The 23,458-nt window shown below is 62.1% G+C and carries 20 protein-coding genes and 1 tRNA gene; 8 read left to right on the top strand and 13 right to left on the bottom strand.

Annotated features, from left to right (window positions below):
• Nucleotides 1-105 precede the first annotated feature (105 nt).
• From ACN0WV_RS16030 to dnaG, 5 genes are all read right to left on the bottom strand, one after another.
• Entirely contained in the window at nucleotides 106-1,077 is a 972-nt protein-coding gene (locus ACN0WV_RS16030) for a hypothetical protein (RefSeq protein WP_417607104.1), read from the bottom strand.
• Nucleotides 1,078-1,147: 70 nt separating this feature from the next.
• Entirely contained in the window at nucleotides 1,148-2,560 is a 1,413-nt protein-coding gene (locus ACN0WV_RS16025) for a TolC family outer membrane protein (RefSeq protein ID WP_417607102.1), read from the bottom strand.
• A 56-nt stretch (nucleotides 2,561-2,616) separates the two neighbouring features.
• A complete protein-coding gene (locus tag ACN0WV_RS16020) occupies nucleotides 2,617-3,270 on the bottom strand; it encodes a protein-L-isoaspartate O-methyltransferase family protein (protein WP_417607100.1) in 654 nt (217 codons plus the stop codon).
• A gap of 203 nt (nucleotides 3,271-3,473) precedes the next feature.
• Complete coding sequence (rpoD, locus tag ACN0WV_RS16015) at nucleotides 3,474-5,501, bottom strand: RNA polymerase sigma factor RpoD (RefSeq protein WP_417607098.1); 2,028 nt, start codon at nucleotides 5,499-5,501, stop codon at nucleotides 3,474-3,476.
• Between the two features lie 138 nt (nucleotides 5,502-5,639).
• A complete protein-coding gene (gene dnaG, locus ACN0WV_RS16010; RefSeq protein ID WP_417607096.1) occupies nucleotides 5,640-7,619 on the bottom strand; it encodes a DNA primase in 1,980 nt (659 codons plus the stop codon).
• Between the two features lie 388 nt (nucleotides 7,620-8,007).
• Here dnaG and ACN0WV_RS16005 point away from each other — a divergent pair, with 388 nt between their 5' ends.
• Entirely contained in the window at nucleotides 8,008-9,618 is a 1,611-nt protein-coding gene (locus tag ACN0WV_RS16005) for a calcium-binding protein (protein ID WP_417607095.1), read from the top strand.
• Between the two features lie 48 nt (nucleotides 9,619-9,666).
• On the opposite strand, the gene ACN0WV_RS16000 is transcribed toward ACN0WV_RS16005, so the two are convergent.
• Both ACN0WV_RS16000 and ACN0WV_RS15995 read right to left on the bottom strand, forming a co-directional pair.
• Nucleotides 9,667-11,097, bottom strand: a complete 1,431-nt coding sequence (locus tag ACN0WV_RS16000) for a Glu/Leu/Phe/Val family dehydrogenase (RefSeq protein WP_084352265.1) — start codon at nucleotides 11,095-11,097, stop codon at nucleotides 9,667-9,669.
• Between the two features lie 350 nt (nucleotides 11,098-11,447).
• Nucleotides 11,448-11,918: a hypothetical protein gene (locus tag ACN0WV_RS15995; protein WP_417607093.1), complete on the bottom strand. Its 471-nt coding sequence runs from the start codon at nucleotides 11,916-11,918 to the stop codon at nucleotides 11,448-11,450.
• Nucleotides 11,919-12,129: 211 nt separating this feature from the next.
• On the opposite strand from ACN0WV_RS15995, the gene ACN0WV_RS15990 reads away from it, so the two are divergent.
• A complete protein-coding gene (locus ACN0WV_RS15990) occupies nucleotides 12,130-13,041 on the top strand; it encodes a pirin family protein (RefSeq protein ID WP_417607092.1) in 912 nt (303 codons plus the stop codon).
• Nucleotides 13,042-13,080: 39 nt separating this feature from the next.
• Here the strand turns inward: ACN0WV_RS15990 and ACN0WV_RS15985 are convergent, their stop codons facing one another.
• Nucleotides 13,081-13,668, bottom strand: coding sequence for a TetR/AcrR family transcriptional regulator (locus tag ACN0WV_RS15985; RefSeq protein ID WP_417607090.1), 588 nt, complete (start codon nucleotides 13,666-13,668; stop codon nucleotides 13,081-13,083).
• 115 nt (nucleotides 13,669-13,783) lie between these two features.
• Here ACN0WV_RS15985 and ACN0WV_RS15980 point away from each other — a divergent pair, with 115 nt between their 5' ends.
• The 6 genes from ACN0WV_RS15980 (at nucleotide 13,784) to ACN0WV_RS15955 (ending at nucleotide 19,204) form a co-directional block, all read left to right on the top strand.
• Complete coding sequence (locus ACN0WV_RS15980) at nucleotides 13,784-14,080, top strand: hypothetical protein (RefSeq protein ID WP_417607088.1); 297 nt, start codon at nucleotides 13,784-13,786, stop codon at nucleotides 14,078-14,080.
• 82 nt (nucleotides 14,081-14,162) lie between these two features.
• Nucleotides 14,163-15,449 (top strand): homoserine dehydrogenase, encoded by a 1,287-nt coding sequence (locus ACN0WV_RS15975; RefSeq protein WP_417607086.1) that lies wholly within the window; start codon nucleotides 14,163-14,165, stop codon nucleotides 15,447-15,449.
• Nucleotides 15,450-15,708: 259 nt separating this feature from the next.
• Nucleotides 15,709-16,674, top strand: a complete 966-nt coding sequence (gene glpX, locus ACN0WV_RS15970) for a class II fructose-bisphosphatase (RefSeq protein ID WP_084352095.1) — start codon at nucleotides 15,709-15,711, stop codon at nucleotides 16,672-16,674.
• A gap of 68 nt (nucleotides 16,675-16,742) precedes the next feature.
• Complete coding sequence (recJ, locus tag ACN0WV_RS15965; RefSeq protein WP_417607084.1) at nucleotides 16,743-18,485, top strand: single-stranded-DNA-specific exonuclease RecJ; 1,743 nt, start codon at nucleotides 16,743-16,745, stop codon at nucleotides 18,483-18,485.
• 143 nt (nucleotides 18,486-18,628) lie between these two features.
• Nucleotides 18,629-18,703: transfer RNA gene (locus ACN0WV_RS15960), tRNA-Glu, on the top strand.
• 282 nt (nucleotides 18,704-18,985) lie between these two features.
• Nucleotides 18,986-19,204, top strand: a complete 219-nt coding sequence (locus tag ACN0WV_RS15955) for an SWIM zinc finger family protein (protein ID WP_417607082.1) — start codon at nucleotides 18,986-18,988, stop codon at nucleotides 19,202-19,204.
• 177 nt (nucleotides 19,205-19,381) lie between these two features.
• On the opposite strand, the gene ACN0WV_RS15950 is transcribed toward ACN0WV_RS15955, so the two are convergent.
• The 5 genes from ACN0WV_RS15950 to crcB form a co-directional block, all read right to left on the bottom strand.
• Nucleotides 19,382-20,398: an amino acid ABC transporter substrate-binding protein gene (locus tag ACN0WV_RS15950; RefSeq protein WP_417607080.1), complete on the bottom strand. Its 1,017-nt coding sequence runs from the start codon at nucleotides 20,396-20,398 to the stop codon at nucleotides 19,382-19,384.
• Between the two features lie 203 nt (nucleotides 20,399-20,601).
• On the bottom strand, nucleotides 20,602-21,318 hold the full coding sequence (locus ACN0WV_RS15945; protein ID WP_417607078.1) for an ATP12 family chaperone protein: 717 nt from the start codon (nucleotides 21,316-21,318) through the stop codon (nucleotides 20,602-20,604).
• Nucleotides 21,315-21,995, bottom strand: coding sequence for an HAD-IA family hydrolase (locus ACN0WV_RS15940; protein WP_417607076.1), 681 nt, complete (start codon nucleotides 21,993-21,995; stop codon nucleotides 21,315-21,317). Before ACN0WV_RS15940 ends, ACN0WV_RS15945 begins: the two co-directional genes overlap by 4 nt.
• The gene (locus ACN0WV_RS15935; protein ID WP_417607075.1) at nucleotides 21,992-23,038 is read right to left on the bottom strand and encodes an RluA family pseudouridine synthase; all 1,047 of its coding nucleotides are present in this window, start codon (nucleotides 23,036-23,038) and stop codon (nucleotides 21,992-21,994) included. The genes ACN0WV_RS15940 and ACN0WV_RS15935 overlap by 4 nt, the downstream gene beginning before the upstream one ends.
• Nucleotides 23,035-23,415 (bottom strand): fluoride efflux transporter CrcB, encoded by a 381-nt coding sequence (crcB, locus tag ACN0WV_RS15930; RefSeq protein ID WP_417607073.1) that lies wholly within the window; start codon nucleotides 23,413-23,415, stop codon nucleotides 23,035-23,037. The genes ACN0WV_RS15935 and crcB overlap by 4 nt, the downstream gene beginning before the upstream one ends.
• Between the last annotated feature and the right edge of the window lie 43 nt (nucleotides 23,416-23,458).

Genomic DNA, 23,458 nt, shown 5'->3' with positions numbered 1-23,458 from the left:
GACTAAAAAAGCGCGCCCCTGAACCGGGGCGCGCTTTTTTGTGTAAACCCTGTGGGTTGGCATCAGAAAAAAGGCCTGACCTGCGCCGCCTACCAGCGCGTTGGTTCAGTTGAAATCCTGGATCAGCAAAGCGCGGTTGACTTCGCGCCGGACAAGGTTGCGGACGTTGCGGGTGATCCGCTCGCCCAACACGCCCTGAAGCTCGTCGCGCACGATCTCTGAAACGATTTCTCGCAAAATCGCTTCGTCCAGCACGGTACCGTCTGCGGGCAGCAAACTGTCGTGTCTGTCGGTGTGGATCTCACCGCTGATCGCCTGCGCCCTGCCAGAGGGGGCCTGCCCTGAAGGTGCCTGACGAACAGACATGTCAGACCGCTGGGCCGTACCGGTCCGAGGCTCTGCCTCCTCCTCGGTGGTGGGGTCCCAGGCAGCGCCACCTTGGGCGACCATCGCCTCCAGCTCGGCAATCTTGCTTTCCAGACTGGAGGCGCGGGCAGAGGGTGCCGGTTCTGCCGCCACGTCACTGGTGGGGTTTTCAGAGGCTGCGGCACGGATCGCAGGTTGATCCTTGCGCGACGTTCCCCTTTCGGGCAGCCCGTCCTTTCCGCCGCGATCGTCAGACGGAATGAAGGCGAACACATCTGAACCGGACATCCCTTGCGCGACGTCCTGCCCCACCGACGGACCTGGTGCCGCGTTGCGCTTGCAGGCTGTGTCGATACCGGGCTTGGAAGCGCCCGCATCCCGTTTTTCGGCGGGGCGGTCAAGTCTGGCAGCATCCCCGAGAATGAAAACGCCCGGCGCTGTTTCGCGGCGAGGCGAGGCAGTGTCCGACCCAACCGGACCCGGCGTGCGGGCCTCGTAGGCGGCCAGCGTCTTTGCGGTTTCAGTCACCGTTTTCCGTGTGGGCCTGACAGCCGCCTTGTCGCCATCCGTGGCACCGCCCTGCACCCGCTGCGCCGGTGTCAGCAACAGCAGATCACCCGCCCTGGGGGGCTTGCGCGTGCCGCTGGACACCAGCCTGCGCACCGAGGACAACACGTCCTCTGTTTCGACATTCGTTACCCGATCAGACATTTCTCTACCACTCTTGCCTGCCGAAAACTCTATCGGTCAGCAGAGATTCTTACAACCGATAGAGACGGGTCTAGTTCTTGCCCAAGGCCTTCAGCACCCGGTCCAGTTTTTTGCCCTGCTGGCTGACATGCGGCGCGTCCTTGACGAGGTTGTAATAGGCCGATGGATCATATTGCTGGACGCCAAGATTGAGATGCTCCGCCGTCAGCAAACCCGCCGAATAAAGCAAGGTGTAGGCGGCAACATATTCATCCGTCGTGGCGGTGATCAATGTGGCGCGTGCATCCAGAAGATCCTGTTCGGCGTTCAACACGTCCAGCGTTGTGCGGGCACCCAGTTTCGCCTCTTCCCGGACGCCGTTGAAGGCAACGGTTGCCGCGCGGATCTGGCGTGCGCTGGCATCGCGTGCGGCGCGCGTGGATTGCAGAAACGCCCATGCGTTGCCGGCAGCCTGTTGCAGCCCGACCTGCACGACATGCAGATTGGCACGCGCCGCATCCCGGCGCGCCTGCGCCTGACGCAATAGCGCAGAGCGGCGACCGCCCTGATAAAGCCGCGACGTCGCGGTGACGCCGATATTGCCGCCGTAAGACTGCGCCTCGGACTGGAAATTCTCGGTCACGCCGTAAGAGCCGTTCAGCGTGACGGTCGGGTTGAATTCCGCCTTGGCGCGCTGGATGTTCAGCTCGGCCACGGTGACCTCTCGCTGCGCCTGTTTCATGTCAGGATGGTTGCGCACGGCAAGCGCCTTGGCGCGGTCCAGACTGGCCGGAATGTCCGGGATCCCGCGTGGCGGCACCAGCGCGTTGGGCCTGCGCCCGACCACCGCAGCATATTCTTCCTGCGCCTGCGCCAAGGTCCCTTGTGCAGAGGCCAGAGCAGAGCGCGCGCCGGCAAGCTGCGCTTCGGCGAGCGCCACATCGGTACGGGTCACTTCGCCAACCTCAAAGCGGTCATTGGCGGCGCGAAGCTCTTGCGTAATCAGACGGACGTTGTTCTGCCGCAAGGCGACGGTTTCGGTGGCGCTGCGGACGCCCATGAAGCCTTCGACCGCGCGCAGCAGCACGTTTTGTTCAACCGTGACAAGCCCTTCACGCGCTGCAAGCACCGATTCCTTGGCGGAATCTATGGCAAGCCGCGTGCGCCCGAAATCAAGCAGTGTCAGCTGGATCGACAATTCGTAGGTCGCGGAGGTGTTGCTGCTGCCAACGGTGCGGAACCCCGAATTGGCCGAGGCACTGTTTCCAAAGGTCCGGTTGATCCGCGCGGTCCAGTCAACCACCGGGCGCAGGGCCGAATAGGCAACCGCGACATCCTCGTCAGCGGCGCGCAACAAGGCGCGGTTCTGTTCCAGCAGCCCGGACGTGTTATAGGCACCGACCAGCGCATCTGCCAACGTGTCCGCAGAGACTGTTACCGGTGCCGCCAGCGTAAGGGCCGCAAGGCCCACCGCCAACTTCTTCTTGAACGCTGTACCTACCATGCTCGCCTCATGCTATGCCCGTTTTTCGGGTCGTTTCTACAGTGGTCGTCACGCGGTCAGAGCGCGAATTCCTCTTGTCGTTCAAAGCCCGGCAGCACCGGCGCGAATGCATTGAATGCAAAACGCCAACTGATGCGACCGTTGAATTTATAACCGATGCGGACAGTGCCCAGCGTCCCTTCGGCAAAAAGTACGGCGATGCGTCCGCCATCCTTCAATTGTTCGGCCAACGCGTCCGGCAGTTTTTCAACAGCACCCTGCACGATGATCACGTCATATGGCCCGTGTTCTGGTGCGCCTTCGACCAAAGACCCTTCCTGCACGATCACGCTGTCGGCGTGATGCTCGGTCAGCAGGCCCTGCGCCTCTTCAACGCGTGTTTCATCATCCTCAAGCGCCACGACAGCCTCGGCCATGCGGGCGATGATCGCGGAGGAATAGCCATAGGCCGCCCCCACATCCAGAACCAGCTCGTCCCCGGAGATATCCAACGCGTCCAGCATCTTGGCCAGCGTGCGCGGCTCCAGAAGCACACGGCCACCGCCAAGATCGAGGTTGCCGTCCATATACGCCGCTTCGCGCTTTTCGCGCGGCACGAATGCTTCGCGCGGGACAGACAGCATCGCATCAATGATCGGAAACTTGGTGACATCGGAAGGGCGGATCTGTGAATCCACCATCAAGGTCCGGCGGGTCGAGAAATCGGTCATGTACTAAACTCGCTCGTTCAGATGTTTGCGATCCGTTTTGACACAGTTGCCTCGCATCGGCAATGTCCACGGTTGCGAAAATCACCGCCTGTTGCGCGCCCGTGCCACACGTTCGCTTGTGTCCGGCGCGTTGCCTTTGGCGAAATGAAAATGGCCAGGCGCTTTCGCGGCCTGGCCATCTGATCCCAATCGTGACGGGGTGTTTACTGATCTAGAAAGGACCGGAGCTTGCGTGACCGCGACGGGTGCTTGAGCTTGCGCAGCGCCTTGGCCTCGATCTGGCGGATCCGTTCGCGGGTGACGCTGAACTGCTGACCCACCTCTTCAAGCGTGTGATCGGTGTTCATGCCGATACCGAAGCGCATCCGCAAAACGCGTTCTTCGCGCGGCGTCAGGGACGACAGAACCCGCGTCGTGGTTTCCTTGAGGTTGTCCTGAATGGCGGCTTCCAGCGGCAGAACGGCGTTCTTGTCTTCGATGAAATCGCCAAGCTGGCTGTCTTCCTCGTCGCCAATCGGCGTTTCCAGCGAAATCGGCTCCTTGGCGATCTTCATCACCTTGCGGACCTTTTCCAGCGGCATTTGCAGCTTTTCGGCCAGTTCTTCCGGGGTGGGTTCGCGACCGATCTCGTGCAGCATCTGGCGGCCGGTGCGGACCAGCTTGTTGATCGTCTCGATCATATGCACCGGGATGCGGATGGTGCGCGCCTGATCCGCGATGGACCGGGTGATCGCCTGACGGATCCACCATGTCGCGTAGGTAGAGAATTTATAGCCGCGACGGTATTCGAACTTGTCCACGGCCTTCATCAGGCCGATATTGCCTTCCTGAATAAGATCAAGGAATTGCAGCCCGCGATTGGTGTACTTTTTAGCGATAGAGATCACCAGACGCAGGTTCGCCTCGACCATTTCCTTCTTGGCAAGCCGCGCTTCCTTCTCGCCCTTCTGGACCTGCTGCACGATGCGGCGGAACTCAGAGATATCCAGACCGACATACTGACCGACCTGCGCCATGTCAGAACGCAGTTCCTCAACCTTGTCGGTCGAGCGTTCGATGAACATCTGCCAGCCGCGACCAGCCTTTTCGCCCATCTCTTCCAGCCAGTTCGGGTCCAGTTCGCGCCCGCGATAGGCGTCGATGAATTCGCGGCGGTTGATGCGGGCCTGATCGGCCAGCTTCACCATCGCGCTGTCAATCTGCATGATCCGGCGGTTGATGCCGTACAACTGGTCGATCAACGCCTCGATACGGTTGTTGTGCAGGTGCAACTCGTTGACCAGCAGCACGATTTCGGCGCGCAGCTTTTGATACGTGGCCTCATCGCCCTTCGAGAAGGACCCGTCCTCGTTCAGCGTTGCCGAGATCCGGCTGTCCTGCATCGCGGAAAGGTCTTCATAATCCCGCGCGATCCGGTCGAGCGTTTCCAGAACCCGCGGTTTCAGCGCGCTTTCCATCGCGGCCAGCGACATGTTGGCCTGCTCGTCTTCGTCGTCATCGTCATCCGTGGCAATCGGATTGCCATCGGCATCCAGTTCCTGCTCGTCGGCCTTGGGTTTGGCAGGGGCGGCCGGCGCGGCGACGGGGGTCACAGGCGTGACGACACTGCCCAGCCCGGACGGTTGCACAACCGGTTCTGTCAGATCGCCGCCTTCGCCCATATGGGTGCCAAACGTCGTCTCCAGATCAATGACGTCGCGCAGCAGAATGTCCTCGGACAACAATTCGTCACGCCAGATGGTGATCGCCTGAAAGGTCAGCGGGCTTTCACAAAGCCCCGCGATCATCGTATTGCGGCCGGCTTCGATCCGCTTGGCGATGGCAATCTCGCCCTCGCGGCTGAGCAGTTCGACAGAGCCCATTTCACGCAGATACATGCGCACCGGATCGTCGGTGCGGTCCAGTTTCTCGCCCGTGCCGGAGGCCAGCGCCAGTTCCTTGGCCTGCGAGGTCGTCGCCAGCTCGGTCGAGCCTTTGTCCTCTTCGGCCTCTTCATCCTCTTCGGTGACCTGGATGCCCATCTCGGACAGCATCGACATCACATCCTCGATCTGGTCGGAACTGACCTGATCGGGCGGCAACACCTCGTTCAGCTGATCATAGGTGATATAGCCACGCTCGCGCGCGTCAGAGATCATCTTCTTGACCGCGGCCTGGCTCATGTCGAGAGAGATCTCGCCGTCCCGGTCTTCCGAAGTGCGGTCGTCAGTGTTTGTATCTTTGGCTGCCATTCGGGGCTCCTGTCAGGGGCTGGTCTGAGCGGGCGATTCTACTAGGGCGATTCGTTCAATCCGAATCAATAGCGCGATTCGGCGATTCGCACACCCGTATAGCCGCATTTTCTTTACTGTTTACTTACCAAGATGCGTTTAACTGCCGCGCTTGGCGTATTCTATTCTCTCCAGAAGCGCGTCCAGAGCGCTGCGTTCATCGCGATCGATTCGCGCGCCGTTGGGGCCGACATCATATTCCACGCGGTCCTTCTGTTGGCTGCGCTCTGCCTGATGGCGGGCATTTGCCGCCTGCCCCAAACGCCAGGTCACCGCCTCATCCGAAGGCCCTTCCAGATCTTCCTCCGCCTCGGCCAGTTCGGCCTGATGCCCCGCACGGGCCGATAGTTTCGCCAATTGCTCGGCCACGGTCATCCGGGCAAGATCCGTGTTGCCGGGCCGGCGAATGCAGGGCGTGACTGCCACATGGCGCGCCGAGAGCAGTGTTTCAAGGGGCTCGGGCCCAAGATGATGCAGAATCTCGGCCCGCAAGGCCTTTGCATCCATTCCGGCGTGACGCAAAAGCTGATCGCGCAGGATTGCATGGGTCGGATCGGCGCAATGCATCTGCTCCAGCTCCGGCTCAAACTCCTCGATAAGGTCGGGGCAGGTCACCAAAGCGGCCAGGACCACCGCCTCGTGCTGGCGGGTTTCGGCGCTTTCGCCTGCTGCCACCAGCATCGAATTGCGCACCGAATCGCCCGCGCCTTTTTCCACCTGCCAGGACGGCGCACCAAACTTGCCGCCGGACTTCCCCGGACGAAACGCGCCCTGCCGTTTCTGGGGTCGACGCGCTGTGCGGAACAGCTCCCACCGCAGTTCCTTGATCGCCTCGCCGTAATGGCCGCGCACCGACGGGTCACGGATCAGCATGATCTTCTCGCGCAGCACCTTGTCCAGCGCGGCCCTGCGTTCAGGACTGTCAAAGACCTGGCCTTCTGTTTCGCGCTGCCACAGCAGGCTAACCATCGGCAGCGCGGCATCCAGCACCTTTTGCAAGCCAGCGGCCCCGTCGACGCGGATCAGATCATCCGGGTCCTTGCCCGGCGGCATGACTGCGAAACGCAGCGATTTCCCGGCCTCCAGCAGCGGCAGCGCCAGATCGATCACCCGGTAGGCCGCACGCATGCCCGCCGTGTCGCCATCCAGCGCAATCAGCGGCTCGTCCGAGATCCGCCACATCAGGTGCAACTGATCTTCGGTCACGGCTGTGCCCAGCGGGGCGACCGATGCGCCAAAACCGGCGGCGCTCAGCGCGATCACGTCCATATAGCCTTCGGCCACGATCAGCGGCGCGCCTTTGCCGGATGCCGCGCGCGCAGGGCCCATGTTGTAAAGGTTGCGCCCCTTGTCAAACAGCAGCGTTTCCGGAGAGTTCAGGTATTTGGCATTGTCATTGGGGTCCATCGCCCGGCCGCCAAAGGCAATGCAGCGCCCGCGCGCATCGCGGATCGGGAACATGATCCGATTGCGGAACGTGTCATAGGGCTTGCCACCCTTGCTGGACGCCTTCGCCAAGCCGCAATCCAGGATCATCTGTTCGGCCACGCCCTTGCCGCGCAGATGGTCCCAAAGCCCCTGCCAGCCATCGGGCGCAAAGCCGATGCCAAACGTGTCGCGCGTCGCATCCGTCATGCGCCGCCGATCCAGATAGTCACGCGCCGCCGCCCCTGCCCCGGTCTTGAGCTGCATGATGAAGAACTGCGCCGCCTGCTCCATCACCTGTGTCAGCTCTGTCCGCAGATCCGCCTTTTCCTGCGCCTTCGGATCGCGCGCGGGCATCGGCATTCCGGCCTCGCCGGCAAGAATCTCGACCGCTTCCATGAAACCAACATTCTCGGTCTCGCGCACGAAAGAGATGGCGTCGCCCTTCGCGTGGCAGCCAAAGCAGTAGTAGAATCCCTTGCGGTCATCGACGTGAAAACTGGCAGATTTTTCCTGATGGAACGGGCATGGTGCCCACATGTCGCCCTTGCCCTGATTGGACTTGCGCTGATCCCACATGACCTTGCGCCCGACGACCTGAGACAGACTCAGCCGGGTGCGCAATTCGTCCAGAAAGTTCGGTGGCAGGCTCATGCCATGAATATCGGTGCAGGCGCGCGCAAAGTCCAGCCGATGGGTGCTCTGCAGGTCATCATATCCCTGCGCCCACGCTGACCCTCGGTCGCAGCCCGAAATGCCGATCGCGGCAGCCCATAATCATGCCCGGCACCCCGCGCCACATGGCGGCAAAAGATCTTGCGCTGCCGAATTTCCAAAAAAAGCAACCGAGCCTCGTATCGCTCCGAGACCATTCCAACAATGTGTTTATAAACAATTTTTCAACCTATTCGACGAGGCCGACACATTGCCGACATATTTAAGTCAAGTTTTTGCCACAACTTCGCCCGAGAACATCTTTTGGAAGATTGGAAATCAAGATACGCAACCGTAGGGTTAAAAGAGCAGCATAAGGAGCTTGTAAATGTCGATTGATGGTGACAGCGGTAACAACCTGTTGATAAATCTTCTTTTTTCCAACACCCTACGTGGCTTTGCTGGCGATGACACGCTGGTTTCAGGCCTTGCGAATGATCGGATGGAACCCGGTGAAGGCGATGATTTTGTCGACGGCGTCCTCGGCGGCGCGCATACGATCCTGGGCAGCGAAGGTGACGACACGCTGAACGGCTCCACGCTTGGGAGCGATACCTTTCTCATCTGGGAATCGCTGGCCGGTGGCGTCATGGACGCGGAAACGATTACCGCCTCGCTGGCTGGCGGGGATCTGCTTAGCATTCAAAGCGCCGCCGCAACCGGCTACAATCTGAATGCGGATCCCGACAACCAGGGCTGGGGCAACGGCAGCCATGACCTGCGGTTTCGCAATATCGACAAGTTCGACCTGTACCTCAGCGGTGAAGGGTTTGATACGATCCTGACTCTGGACGGCGATGACACGATCCGGACCGGAAGCGATTCCGATTTCGTGGGCGGGCGCGGCGGCGACGATGTGATCATCAGCGACGACGGCAATGACACGCTTTATGGCGGCGAGGGGAACGACTATATCGTTGGCGATACCGTCACAAGTTCCCTCACCGCAAACGACCGGATCTTTGGTGACGCCGGCAATGACACCGTGTGGGCCGGCGTGGGCGATGATGTGGTCTACGGGTTGGAAGATAACGATCTGCTTCGGGGCGAAGATGGGAACGATTTCCTTGCAGGCGGCGACGGTGCCGATACCGTGCTGGGGGGTGCGGGCAATGACACGATCAGCGGCGGTACGGGCGATGACGCCCTTTACGGCGGTGCAGGCATTGACGCGCTGAACTACTATTTCGCCACTGGCGGTGTCACCGTTGACCTTTCGGCGCAGGGCGTGGCCCAGGCGATCGGTGGGGGCGAAGGGACGGACATCTTCTCTGGCTTTGAGAATATCCTTGGCAGCGGCAACTTTGGGGACAACCTGATCGGTAATGCCGCGAACAACACCATTCGTGGCTATGGCGGTGGCGACACTGTCAGTGGCGGTGGTGGAGACGATTTGTTGTTGGGATATGCCGGCAATGATGTGCTGTCGGGCAACGATGGCAATGACACGCTGAACGGCAGCTTGGGCGATGATTCGGCCTATGGTGGCGATGGCAACGATCTGCTTCAGGGCGGCAATGGCAACGACCTGCTGAACGGGCAGGATGGGGCCGACATCCTGGTGGGTGGCGCGGGTGCCGACACTTTGACCGGCGGCCTTGGCGCGGACGTGCATTATGGCGGCGCTGGCGCAGATGTTTTCGTCTTTGCGGCAACCGCCGAAAGCCATTCCGGGCCGGGAACGCGCGATCGCATCGCTGATTTCGGTGGCGGGGACATGATTGATCTGTCGCTGATCGATGCCAACAATACGATCGCAGGGAACCAGGCTTTCACCTTTATCGGGACGGATGCCTTCTCGGCTGCGGGGCAGGCAAGATACTGGACAGATGGCACCAACACCATCCTGCTGCTTGATGTCGACGGCGACGGGACGGCGGATGGGAATATCGCCCTGACCGGCATCGGCTCGTTGACTGCCGGCGACTTTCTGCTCTGATTTCAAGACACTCGATTGCCCCGCCCTGATCCGGGCGGGGCAATCGTTTCAAAGGCCCTTGGCGCGATAGCTTGCGGCGACCTTGGTGATCGACACCAGATATGCGGCGGTGCGAAGATCATCGACATCTTCCCGCTCGTGCCAGACGTCGCGCATCGACTGATAGGCGACCCGCATCGTGTCATCCAGACCCGAGCGCACCAGTTCAAGCTCGTCCGCGCCGCGCAGGTACTTCGTCTTGAACTCTGGCGTCATCGACCAGGCATCGCCAAGATAGCGGTCCAGACGCTCCAGTTCGTCGATGACAAGTTGATGGCGCGCCTCTTCCTGACGCCGCTGCATACGACCAAAGCGGATATGGCTGAGATTCTTGACCCATTCGAAATAGGACACCGTCACACCACCGGCATTTGCATACATGTCGGGAATGATAACGACGCCTTTTTCGCGCAGGATTTCGTCCGCCCCGGCGGTGATCGGGCCGTTCGCGGCCTCGATGATCAGCGGCGCCTGGATATCCGCCGCATTGCCAAGGTTGATAACCCCTTCCAGCGCGGCCGGGATCAGGATATCGCAGGCCGCACCAAGCACCGCGGCCCCTTCGGCGTGATGGGTCGCGTCCGGATAGCCGGTGACACCGCCATTGGCGATAATCCACTCGCGCACATTCTCGACGTTCAGACCGGCCTCGTTCACAAGCGCGCCGTCGCGCTCGATGATGCCTGTGATCTTGCAGCCATCCTCTTCGGACAGGAACTTGGCAGCATGATAGCCCACATTGCCAAGCCCTTGGATGATCACGCGCTTTCCGTCCAGCTTGCCGGTCAAGCCCGCCTTCTCAAGGCCCTTCGGATCGCGGAAAAACTCTCGCAGCGCATATTGCACGCCCCGGCCCGTCGCCTCCACCCGGCCAGAGATACCGCCCGCATTCAGCGGCTTGCCGGTCACACAGGCCCGCGCATTGATGTCGGTGGTGTTCATCCGCGCATATTGATCGGCGATCCAGGCCATTTCACGTTCGCCTGTGCCCATATCGGGGGCGGGCACGTTCTGACTGGGATGGATCAGGTCGCGCTTGGCCAGTTCATAGGCAAAGCGCCGGGTGATCAGCTCCAGCTCATGCTCTTCATACTGGCGCGGATCAATGCACAGCCCACCCTTGGAGCCGCCGAACGGCGCCTCCACCAGCGCACATTTATAGGTCATCAGCGCCGCCAGCGCCTCGACCTCGTCCTGGTTGACCTCGGTCGCGTAGCGGATACCGCCCTTGACCGGTTCCATATGTTCGGAATGCACGGAACGATACCCGACAAATGTCTGGATCCCTCCGCGCAGACGCACACCGAAACGTACGGTATAGGTGGCATTGCAGACGCGGATCTTTTCTTCCAAGCCCGGCGGCAGGTCCATCTTCGCGACCGCACGATTGAACATCATATCCACGCTCTGCCGGAATGTCGGTTCGTTCTTTGGCTGCATCTGCCCCTCCATGGTCATGCAAGCTGCGCATCCTTCCGCAAGCTGTCCCATGCGCGGGTAACAAAGCGGTTAAGACGAGCGCTATTCGATACTGTCACACACTATGTCGAATTCCTTCGACGTCTCATAGTGCGCTGCCATTGTCGCCCGTGTCGAGACAATTGACCATGATCGGTGCAATATCAGGAAATCAAACGACCTTTCCGCAGAACCGCGTCCGGGATTCCAACGAACCGCCGGACAAATCACCAGATGCGGCCCAGCAGGCCCCGCCACGAAAGCCCGCAACCATCATATGAAATCATCCATATCGCAGATCAGACCCGCGTCCTCCGGCAAACGCGGAAAGGTCAGATTTGTCCGGCCTTCATCGCGGTTATCATATCGGCCATGAATTTTGCCTCGGCAGACGGAATGACGCCGCCAATGGCAACCCGGCGTCCAACGCGCCACCAGATGCCCGGCTTCCAGCCGCGGGGTTGCTTGTCCACGGTTTTCAGCATGAACCCGTTGGACGGCTTGAAGGCAAAAGCCCCGCGATCCACCGTGACGATATCCTCGGTCCGTGCCAGTAACGTCCCGGCGCTGTCACGCAATTCGTCGCGGGTCAGATGCAGCGTCAGCGCGGTTGCCTGCCACATCACCTGAGCCGCCCATAACGACAAAGCCCCGATCGCCACCAGCAACACCTGCCAGACCGCGCCCATGGCCGCCGTCACCGCAACGTATAAAAGCAGCAAGCCAAGTGCTGCCACGATACCCACACCAATGATCCGCCGTCCGGCAGAGGCACCAGCCTGCGCCACAATCTCGTCCTGCATGCCTGCCCCCTGCGGCGTCCTGCGCCCGTCATTTCCGTTGTTTTTCGAAACGTCGGGGCCATGCCCGGCCCCGACGTTCTCCGCATAGCGCACCGATTGCGGGAAAGCGAGAGTGTGCGCCCCTGCACATACGCGGTTCGAGCCTCGCGGATTGTCGCAACGCCCGGCGCCCCTTATCTTTCGTCCAGCAACACTTGGAAGGAGACGTGCAATGTCCCTCAGACCGACTTTGGAAACCCGCAAGGCAACCCCCACGATGGAGGGCGCAGGCGTGCATCTGCACCGCGCCTTCGGCTTTCAGGATCCATCAGAGCTGGACCCGTTCCTGCTGTTCGATGATTTCCGCAATGACGTGCCGGATCACTACCTGCAAGGGTTTCCGTGGCATCCGCATCGCGGGATCGAGACCATCACATATGTTCTCAACGGCTCTGTCGATCATGGCGACAGTCTGGGCAATACCGGGTCGCTGGGCGCGGGCGATGTGCAATGGATGACGGCCGGCTCTGGCATCCTGCATCAGGAAATGCCCAAGGGGAACGCCAGCGGGCAGATGCATGGCTTTCAGCTTTGGGCAAACCTGCCCTCGTCGCTGAAGATGACCGCGCCGCGCTATCAGGACGTCGAAGGTAAGGAGATCCCCGAGATCATCGACGATGACGGCACCCGCGTGAAGGTCATCGTGGGCTCGTTCTGGGGAAAAAGCGGCCCGGTGGACGGCATCGCCGCCGATCCGCAATATCTGGACGTCTATGTGCCTGCGGGCGTGAAAAAGACCCTGCCCGTGGACACTTACCGCCGGGCCTTTGCCTATGTCTTCGAAGGCTCGGGGGCGTTTACGGATGCTGCCGACCCGACAGGGGTGCTGCTGGAAAAAGAGGTGGGCGGCGCAGAGCTGAACATTCGCGACATGTCCGGCGACCGGACTTTGGTGCGCTTTGGCACCGGCGACAGCGTCACTGTGCAAGCGGGCGAGCAAGGCGTGCGTTTCCTGCTGATCTCTGGCGCGCCGATTCAGGAACCCGTCGCCTGGCACGGGCCCATCGTGATGAACACCCAGGCCGAGCTGCAACAGGCCATGCGCGATCTGCGCAACGGCACCTTCATCAAGGCGGCGCATTGACCGCCCGGCGGCGGCGCAGGGATTTTTGCGCCGCCGCCTTTATTCCGTCACGCTGCGGTGCACCATGTCCCAATAGACCTGCTCGACCTCTTCCAGCGACAGGCGACCGGCGCTGCGATACCAGGTATTCACCCCCGTCAGCATGGCAATCACCGCCAGCGTCGTGATCTTCGGATCGGCAATGGTGAAATCGCCCCCCGCCATGCCGTCGCGCAAGATGCTTTCCAGCGCATCCTCATAGTCCCGCCGAAGCGCCTCGATGATCTGGAAATTGTTCGGCTCCAGGCTGCGCAGCTCCATGTAGGAAATGAACACCGCCTGCGGTCGGTCAGCGTGAAAGCTGATGTGGAAGCGGGTGAACCGCTCCAGCCGCGCCGTGGGCGAACCACACTGACCAAGCGCCGCATGTGCCGCCAGCAACTCGTCCATATGGCCACGCATCAGCGAAAACAGCAGCGATTGCTTGTCTGCTGTGTAATTATACAACGCGCCCGCCTGCACCCCGACCTCGGTTGCGATCTGCCGCATCGACACCGCAGCATAGCCGTGCCGGGCGAACAGCCGCAAAGCTGCCTCGCGGATGCGCGGGCCGGTGATTTCGGAATGAGAACCTGTCGTGCGTGCCATACCCCCTGATAACTGAACAAATGTTCAGATCAAAGCCCGACTTGCCCAAACCGCGCGTCTGGGGCATGACGGGGGCAGTCCTGATCGCCCCGCCCCTACCGGAGCCGCCCCGCCGATGCGCCTGATCCTAGCCCCGATCGTAGCCCTGACCCTTGCATCCCTTGCCGGATGCACCAGCTTTCCAGAGCTTGAGGCGGCACAGACACCGGGGATCCAGTCCGCCGCCTATCCGCGTCTTCTGCCGCTGGACAGTCTTCTGGCCGAGGGTGGCGACCCGCGCGCAACGCCCGATGCAATGGATGACATCGCCGCCCGTGTGGCACAGTTGCGCGCCCGCGCCGACCGCCTGCGCGGCCCGGTCATCGACAGCCCGACCCGGTCGCGGATGGCGCGCGGCGTTGTCGAAGGCTGACACGGCACCACCCGCCGTTGCACCCCGCCTGCGAACCCGCTACATCGCCGCCAAGCCATAAAGATTTTACAGGAGCCCCGCGATGTCAGACCCCCTGCGCCTTGGAATTGCCGGTCTGGGGACCGTCGGTGTCGGCGTCGTCAAGATCGTCCGTCAGAAGGCGGCAATGCTGCAATCGCGCACCGGGCGCGAGATCACGATCTCTGCGATTTCCGCGCGCACCCGCGACAAGGATCGCGGCGTTTCGCTGACCGGCTATGCGTGGGAGGATGATCCCGTCACCCTGGCCACCCGCGACGACGTGGATGTGTTCGTGGAACTGATGGGTGGCAGCGACGGCCCCGCCAAGGCCGCGACAGAGGCGGCCCTTGCCGCGGGCAAGGATGTCGTCACCGCCAACAAGGCGATGCTGGCGCTGCACGGTCAGTCCCTGGCCGAGGCGGCCGAAAGCGCGGGGGCCGTGCTGCGTTTCGAGGCGGCTGTCGCAGGCGGCATCCCTGTCATCAAATCCCTGACCGAAGGCCTTGCTGGCAACGAGATCACCCGCGTGATGGGCGTGATGAACGGCACCTGCAACTATATTCTGACACGGATGCAATCGGCGGGCCTGCCCTATGACGAAGTGTTCGAAGAGGCCAACCAACTGGGCTTTCTCGAAGCCGATCCCGAACTGGACGTGGGCGGCATTGACGCCGGTCACAAGCTGGCGCTGCTGGCCTCCATCGCCTACGGCACACAGGTGGCGTTTTCCGAGGTAGAACTTGAAGGCATCGGCCAGATCACCATCGAGGATATCCGTCAGGCCGCCGATATGGGCTACCGCATCAAGCTGCTGGGCGTCGCACAACTGACCGGACGTGGGCTGGAACAGCGCATGTCGCCCTGCCTCGTACCGGACAGCTCTCCGCTTGGGCAGTTGGAAGGCGGCACCAACATGGTGGTGATTGAGGGCGATCAGGTCGGCCAGATCGTGCTGCGCGGTGCGGGTGCCGGTGAAGGCCCCACCGCCAGCGCGGTTCTAAGCGACGTCATCGACATCGCGCGCGGCACCCGCCTGTCGACCTTCGGGCAACCCGCGACAACCCTGCGACCGGTCACTCCGGCCCGTGCCACGGCACCTGCCCCCTATTATCTGCGGATGCTTTTGCAAGACCGCCCCGGCGCGCTGGCCAAGATTGCAACGACACTGGGCGAGGCCGGGATCTCCATCGACCGGATGCGCCAATACGGGCATTCCTCGGGCACCGCACCGGTTCTGATCGTGACGCACAAGACAACCCGTGCGTCGCTGGACGAGGCGCTGGTCGCCATGCCCGCCACAAAAGCGCTGGCCGAGGCCCCCGTCGCCCTGCGCATCGAGGAAGCCTGACTCGCCACGATCCACAACGCGCCCGGCCGAATGCGGATCGGGCGCGCGTGGGCTGCGGTCCTGGCCTGCGGGCGGATGGCGCCAGCAATGTCCGCCACGCGCCCCGCGACGGGTGCAGAAGACAGTCAAAGCAGTCTCCTGTGCCTTGACGGACACCCTAGAACGCGCGGCTTGCGCGCCTGCGTTAGCGCTACCGGCCTTGTCTGTTCACCCCCCGTTGGGCTACATCGCAGCAATGCCGTTCCTGAAGGATTTCCAGATGACCTCTCATATTGATTTCAATGACCGTATGCTTTCGCTTGGTCTGGCGCGTGTGGCCGAACAAGCCGCCATCGCCAGCGCCGACTGGATCGGACGTGGCGATGAGAAAGCCGCCGATCAGGCTGCGGTCAACGCCATGCGCGACCAACTGAACAAACTTGACATTCAGGGCACCGTGGTGATCGGCGAAGGCGAGCGTGACGAGGCCCCCATGCTGTTCATCGGCGAAGAGGTCGGCAACGGCACCGGCCCGGCGGTGGATATTGCGCTGGACCCGCTGGAAGGCACCACCCTGACAGCCAAGGACATGCCCAACGCGCTGACGGTCATCGCCATGGGGCCGCGCGGCTCGATGCTGCATGCGCCGGACGTCTATATGGACAAGCTGGCAATCGGACCGGGCTACAAACCGGGTGTGGTGACGCTGGACATGTCGCCGATGGACCGTGTCAATGCGCTGGCGGCGGCGAAAGGCTGTTCAACCGACGACATCACCGTCTGTATCCTGGAACGCCCGCGCCACGAGGAGATGATCGCCGAAGTGCGCCAGACCGGTGCGGCGATCCGCCTGATTACCGATGGCGACGTGGCCGGTGTGATGCATTGCGCCGAACCCGACCTGACCGGCATCGATATGTATATGGGCTCCGGCGGGGCACCCGAAGGCGTGCTTGCAGCAGCAGCGCTGAAATGCATGGGCGGGCAGATATTCGGCCGCCTGCTGTTCCGCAACGATGACGAGAAGGGCCGCGCCGCCAAGGCCGGGATCACCAATCTCGACCGGGTCTATACCCGCGACGACCTGGTCACCGAACATGTGATCTTTGCCGCGACCGGCGTCACCAACGGGTCGCTCGTGGCCGGGATCAAGCGCGAGGTCGGCTACCTGACGACCGAAACGATCCTGATGCGGTCCAAGACCGGCTCTGTCCGGCGCATGACCTACCGCAACCCGACACGCTGACCGGGCATCTGGTCGGACCTTCAGGCGCGCCTGCAACACCGGGTCCGGGGCGGACCTGACGGAGGATCATGGCCTATCTGAGTGTCGAAACATCCCTGACGGGCCGCCGCTGGGTCGGCCCCTCGGGCGAGGCCGAAAGGCAGGCCGAGGCATTGGCGCAACAGACCGGCCTGCCGCGTCCGATCTGTGCCGTGCTGGCACGCGCAGGCGTTCCCGCATCCGAGGCGCAGGCCTATCTTTCCCCGCAATTGCGCAGCCTGTTGCCCGACCCGCGCTCCTTGCGGGATATGGAACCGGCCGCAAAACGCTTTCTTGCCGCCGTCACCCGGGCAGAGCGTATCGCCATCTTCGCCGATTATGATGTGGACGGCGGCGCGTCCGCCGCGCTGCTGCTGGATTGGCTGGGAGCGATGGACCGGCAGGCGACGCTGTATATCCCCGACCGGATCACCGAAGGCTATGGCCCCAACGTGCCCGCCATGCAGGCGCTGGCCAAGGATCACGACCTGATTGTCTGCGTCGATTGCGGCACGCTCAGCTTCGAGCCGATCGCCGCCGCCAAGGGCACGGATGTGATCGTGCTGGATCACCATCTCGGTGCCGAAGAGCTGCCCGCAGCGCTGGCCGTCGTGAACCCCAACCGACAGGACGAATCCGGCGATCTGGCGCATCTCTGTGCGGCCGCCGTGGTGTTCCTGATGCTGGTCGAAACCAACCGCCAACTGCGCGAAGCCGGGCGGAAAGGCCCCGACCTGATGGCAATGCTGGATCTGGTGGCGCTGGCCACCGTGGCGGATGTGGCACCGCTGATCGGGGTCAACCGCGCGCTGGTGCGGCAAGGGCTACGGGTCATGGCACGGCGCGACCGCCCCGGCCTTGTGGCCCTGTCGGATGTGGCAAAGCTGACCAGCGCGCCCAGCAGTCACCATCTGGGCTTTGTCCTTGGGCCGCGCGTCAATGCGGGCGGACGCATCGGCAAGGCCGATCTTGGCGCACGCCTTCTGGCCTGCCGCAATCCGCAAGAAGCGCAAGCCATGGCCGACCGGCTAGATGCGCTGAACACCGAACGCCGCGAGGTCGAGGATCAGGTCCGCGCCGCCGCGATGGCGCAGGCCGAAGAGCGCGGGCTTGACGCACCACTGGTCTGGGCGGCGGGCGAAGGCTGGCATCCCGGCGTGGTCGGTATCGTCGCCAGCCGCCTCAAGGAGGCCAGCAACCGGCCCGCCATTGTCATCGGGCTGGACGGGGACGAGGGCAAAGGCTCTGGCCGGTCGGTCGCGGGCGTGGACCTTGGTGCCGCCATCCAAAGACTCGCCGCCGAGGGGTTACTGCTCAAGGGCGGCGGCCACAAGATGGCGGCGGGCCTCACGGTCGCCCGCGACAAGCTGGACGAAGCGATGGCGCGGTTGTCAGATCTGTTGGCCAAACAGGGGGCCGGTGACGCGGGCCCTGCCGACCTGCGCCTTGACGGCACGCTGATGCCGGGGGCCGCCACGCCAGAGATCATCGACCAACTCGACGATGCCGGCCCTTTCGGCGCAGGTGCCCCTGCCCCGCGTCACGCCTTCCCCTCGGTCGAGATCCGCTATGCAAAGCGCGTCGGCTCTTCGCACCTGCGGCTCAGTTTTTCTGACGGAACAGGCCCCAAGATCGACGCAATCTGCTTTGGCGCCTACGACGGTCCGCTTGGGGACGCGCTGGAGAATCACGGCGGCGCACGCTTTCATCTCGCCGGTCGGTTGGAAATCAACGAATGGGGTGGCAGGCGCAAAGCCCAACTGCGCCTCGATGATGCCGCAAAGGCGCAATAACGCCCTGTCTTTCGGCGTATTTTCCCGGAAATCCACAAAAATTCAGCGTGACCCGACGTCGAATAAAAATTCCCTGAAAAACAGTGAAATTTCCACTTGCACGCACCGCAGGCTTTGCCTAAACACCGCCTCACGCCAAGCGTGGCCCGTTCGTCTATCGGTTAGGACGCCAGGTTTTCAACCTGGAAAGAGGGGTTCGATTCCCCTACGGGCTGCCACTTTTCCGTGTGAGCTATTGATCTTGCAGCGGAAATTCAGAAGGCTGAATTTCTATATACTCTCTAGTGCAAGCGCACAGACTGACCGAAAGCTCCGTTGGCGCTCACGAAAACATGACACCCAACACGAGCAACGCTACTACGCGATACCGTGTTCGGTGCTTTCCCGGCTTGTGCATAACTAGACTACGGAGCAACTCTATCCCCGAACACACGGCAAGGTAGACATGCCTTGCTGCGGAAGATGTTAATGCGCTCGATAGCCAAGTCGGAGTTTGAGATATGAATTTTGTAGTGCGGAGTAAATCCAGCGGAAACGAATACAATGTGCAGGTTTATTCGACGGACGACGGCCCCGTTATTACATGCGACTGCCCTGCGGGCGAGAATGGCCAATACTGCAAGCATAGGTTTGCACTGATCTCCGGCGACGAACGCGAAGTTGTCGAAGCCGACGCACAGGTGAGAGAGATTGCAGCGCTTGTCGCCGGAAGCCGTTAGAAGCAGTTATTGACGCGATGCACAAGCAAGAGGCAGTCGTGAAGAAAGCCCAAGCTGACTTGAAGGCGATCAAGAAGACGGTCGCAAGTGCGATGCTTGGCCGTCTCTAAATGCTTTTCCAATCGGGACTGTCTACGGAATAGGGAAGCGAGGCGCGCTATCTCCCGCTGCCCCCGCCTAACGAAACGGCGGCGCGTAGAGCAATCCGCCGTCGATCCATTGCGCGTTCAACCCGCGTGACAGGCCGACCGGCGTGTTCTGCCCGATATTCTTTTCGAACAATTCGCCATAATTCCCGCCGGCCATGATGGCGCGTTTTGCCCAGTCGGGGCTCAGCCCCAGCATCTCGCCCAGAGATCCGGATGTGCCAAGCAGACGCTTGATTTCAGGGTTGTCGGTCACGCCGGACAACTCATCGACATTCGCCGAGGTGACGCCGTATTCTTCCGCCGCGATCAGGGCATTCAGCGTCCAGCGAACGATGTCGCCCCACTCGTTGTCGCCATGGCGCACCAACGGGCCCAGCGGTTCCTTCGAGATGATCTCGGGCAGGACCACATGATCCTTGGGGTTCTGAAATGTCGCGCGAGTCGCGGCCAGACCGGAGGCATCGGTGGTGTAGACGTTGCATTCGCCCGCCAGATAGCGCGCCTGCGCATCGGCCACCGTTTCGATCGGAACGGTCGTATATTCCATATTGTTCTTGCGGAAATAATCGGCAAGGTTCAGCTCTGACGGGGTGCCAGTCTGCACACAGATAGCCTTGCCATTCAGCTCTTTTGCCGAGGACACGCCAAGCTCTTTGGGGACCAGAAAGCCCTGCCCGTCATAATAGTTGATCCCGACGAAATCGAACTGCTGGTCAACGTCGCGCGAAAACGTCCAGGTGGTATTGCGGGCCAGAACGTCGATCTGCCCCGATGCCAAGGCGGTAAAGCGGATCTTGTTCGTGGTGGGCACGAAGTTCACCGCCGACGGATCGCCAAGAACCGCAGCGGCAAGTGCGCGGCACATGCCGACATCGAAACCGTCCCAGTGGTCATTCACATCCGCGGCCGCAAAGCCGACCATGCCCTCGGACACGCCACAGTTCAGCATGCCGCGCGCCTTGACATCGTCAAGCGTGCCAGCCGCCGCGCCGCCAACCGTCAGGCCGGCCACGCCAAGCGCACCAAGCAATGCGGTCCCCTTCATCGTCACCCCTTCCAGTACTCAAATCCTATCGCGGCGCATGGCCTGCGTTCCCCCACCGCCGACCACTTGTCAAGAACGTCGAAATTTCACGCCCAATGCGCAGGAGTTTGGGCGAAATCTGCATGTAACGTCAAGACAACTCTCTTCGAATTCCCGCGCCTTGCGGTTTGCCTTGCGTCAAGCTCTCTGCCTCAAGACCGCTGTCATGGCCCGCGCCGACACAAGTCCAGAAATACCTTGGCCTGAAGGAAATCGCCGCGCTTTCGCGCAGCCAAACGCGCAGCTTCGTCATCCACGCCCCATTGTTCTTCTTGCCAGGTCTCGTCGATCCGCGACAGATCCCATGCGGTTTCGGCCTTCAGGTGCGCTTCTGACACCGCCAATGCAAGCACCAAGGAACCCGAAATCGACACAAGATCGTGAAACGCTGCGAGCTCGAAAGGCGTCATGCGGCGCACCGGATCCTCCAGCGCGGCCAGCGCCCTTGGGTCCTGCGCCGCATGCATCACGCCGGTCCGCGGTGCCAACCGGGCACCAAAGCGCGCATCGGCCCAGTCCAGCAACGGATCCCAGCCCTGCGCCTGACGGGCAACCAATCCGTCGGGGCTGTCGGCGCGGTAGCACAGCAAATCGGCGTCCCCATAGGCCAGCAGCATCGTTGCAACCTCGTCGAACTGCACCGCAACCTTGTCGATTGCCGCATTCGCGCCGCGCGTGACGGGCATTGTCAGCGGGTTGACCCGGTCTTCCTGCGCGTCCCATTCCGCCGCAACGGCCTGGGCCAGCGCCCGCGTTGGCACCACCAGTGCTTTCTTGGCGGGCGTCTTCACCGCGCGCCCGTCCAGCGCCACGGAATATCCGCCATCGGCCTCAACCACCTGCGCCTCTTTCCAGAACCGCTTTGCCGCCCCGAAACTCATGCCCAGCCCTTCCAGATCCGCCCCAGCGCGCCGGGCAGGTCTTCAATCGTGTCGATCACCACATCCGCCTGCAACCGCGACACCGGGTGATAGCCCCAGCTGACACCCACAGCACCGAACTTTGCGGCCCGCGCCATATCCATATCGTAGGACGTGTCCCCGATCATCGCCGCCTCGCTGGCCAGCGCGCCGGTCTCGTCCAGACAGGTCTCCAGCATTGACGGGTGCGGCTTGGACGGGTGAAAATCCGACACTTGTTCGGTCACGAAAAAGCCGGTCAGCCCGTGGCCTTCCAGCAGCGCATCCAGCCCGCGCCGCGACTTGCCCGTTGCCACGCCCAGCAACACGTCCTCACGCGCCTTCAGCCTCTCCAGCATGGCGCGCACACCGGGATAAAGCGGCGAGGTCGACTCTGCCCCGTCGCGCGCGCGCAGCGCCACATAGGCATCCTTGTAGGCGGCGACCATGCGCGAAAGCACTTCGGCATCCACCTGCGGTGCCAGCTTGCCGATCGCCTGGTCCAACGACAGGCCGATAATGCCCAGCACATCCGTGCGCGCAGGCGCAGGCTGCCCCGCATCGGCAAAGGCCGCGCCCATCGAGGCGACAATATCCGCCTGACTGTCCACAAGCGTGCCATCGACATCAAAGACGATCAGTTTTGGTGCGTCACTCATCGCAGGCTCTCGAACGGGTCTTTGTCGGCCAGATCTTCGGTCCAGCCAAATGTATCCCAGCTTTGCGCCATATGCGGCGGAAGCGGCGCGGTCACCATGATGTCCTTGCCCGTCACCGGATGCTCGAAACTCAGCGAACGCGCATGCAGGTGCAGCTTCTTCGAAATCACACCCCCCAGTTGCGCGCCCCAGCCATCGCCAAGGTTATCCTGCCCGGACCCGCCATATTTTCCATCACCGATGATCGGATGCCCGATCTCGGCCATATGCGCGCGAAGCTGATGCGTCCGGCCGGTGATCGGCTCCATCGCCACCCAGGACGCGCGCCCTGCCACCCGGTAGAGCGTGGCATACAGCGTATGCGCCCGCTGTGCGCCGGGGGTTCCGTTCATCTCGTGCGGATGGACGCAATGCATCTTTTCGCCTTCGCCCTTGGCGCCATGGCCGCGCGCCTTGACCAGACCGTAGCGGATCTCGCCCAGATAGGGCGTGGGCACACCGGCCACCAGCGCCCAGTAGATCTTGTGCGTCAGGCGGTGGCGCATCGCCTCTGTCAGCGCTTTGGCCATTGGCCGCGTCCGCGCCAGCAGCAGGACGCCGGATGTGTCCTTGTCCAGCCGGTGCACCAGCCGGGGCTTTTCGTCATATCCGAATGTCAGCGCCGCAGACAGCGCATCGACATGGCGCACCCCCTGCCCGCTGCCCCCCTGCGTCGGCAAGCCGGGTGGCTTGTTGATCGCGATGATATGGTCATCGCGGTACAGGACCGTGCCCTGGATCATCTCTTCATCGGCGGGATGCAGATCCATCCGGACCGGCGCGGGCTTGTGATCCTCGGCCGGAATGGGCGGAATGCGCACCACCTGCCCTTCGTTCAGGCGGGTGTTGGCCTTGACCCGCCCGCCATCGACGCGCAGTTCCCCCTTGCGGCACATCTTTTCAATGCGTCCCTGTTGCACATGCGGGAACATCCGTCGCAGCCAGCGGTCCAGCCGCTGATCGGCGTCGTCCGGCCCGATGGTGATGTTCTGTACCTGGCTCATGCGAAGACCCCGCGCGTTGCAAGCATCCCCAGCGTCAGACCGCCAACCGACAATCCGACCGACAAAAGCACATAAAGCCCCGCCAGCCCGAATGCGCCCCGTTCGATCAGGGTGACAGTTTCCAACGAAAAGGATGAAAAAGTGGTAAAGCCGCCAAGGATTCCAGTCATCACGAAAGGCCCCCAATGGGTCAGCCCCTTGTTGGCCGCCATGACGACGAAGGCACCCATGATGAAAGAGCCAAGAACATTGACCGTAAGCACGCCCAAAGGAAAGCTGGTCAGCCCGAAGACCCGCGTCACGCCGACCCCGGTCAGAAAGCGCGCGCTGGCACCAATAGCCCCGCCAAGGGCGACTTGAAGGACGGTGAGAATCATGCCGGACCTGTCGCGTCTGGCGCCGCCATTGTCAAGCGAACAG

The sequence above is a fragment of the Primorskyibacter flagellatus genome, assembly GCF_048268605.1.
Lineage (GTDB): Bacteria > Pseudomonadota > Alphaproteobacteria > Rhodobacterales > Rhodobacteraceae > Primorskyibacter > Primorskyibacter flagellatus.
Note: the sequence above shows the minus strand (reverse complement) of the source record. Positions and strands in the feature narration are given on the sequence as shown.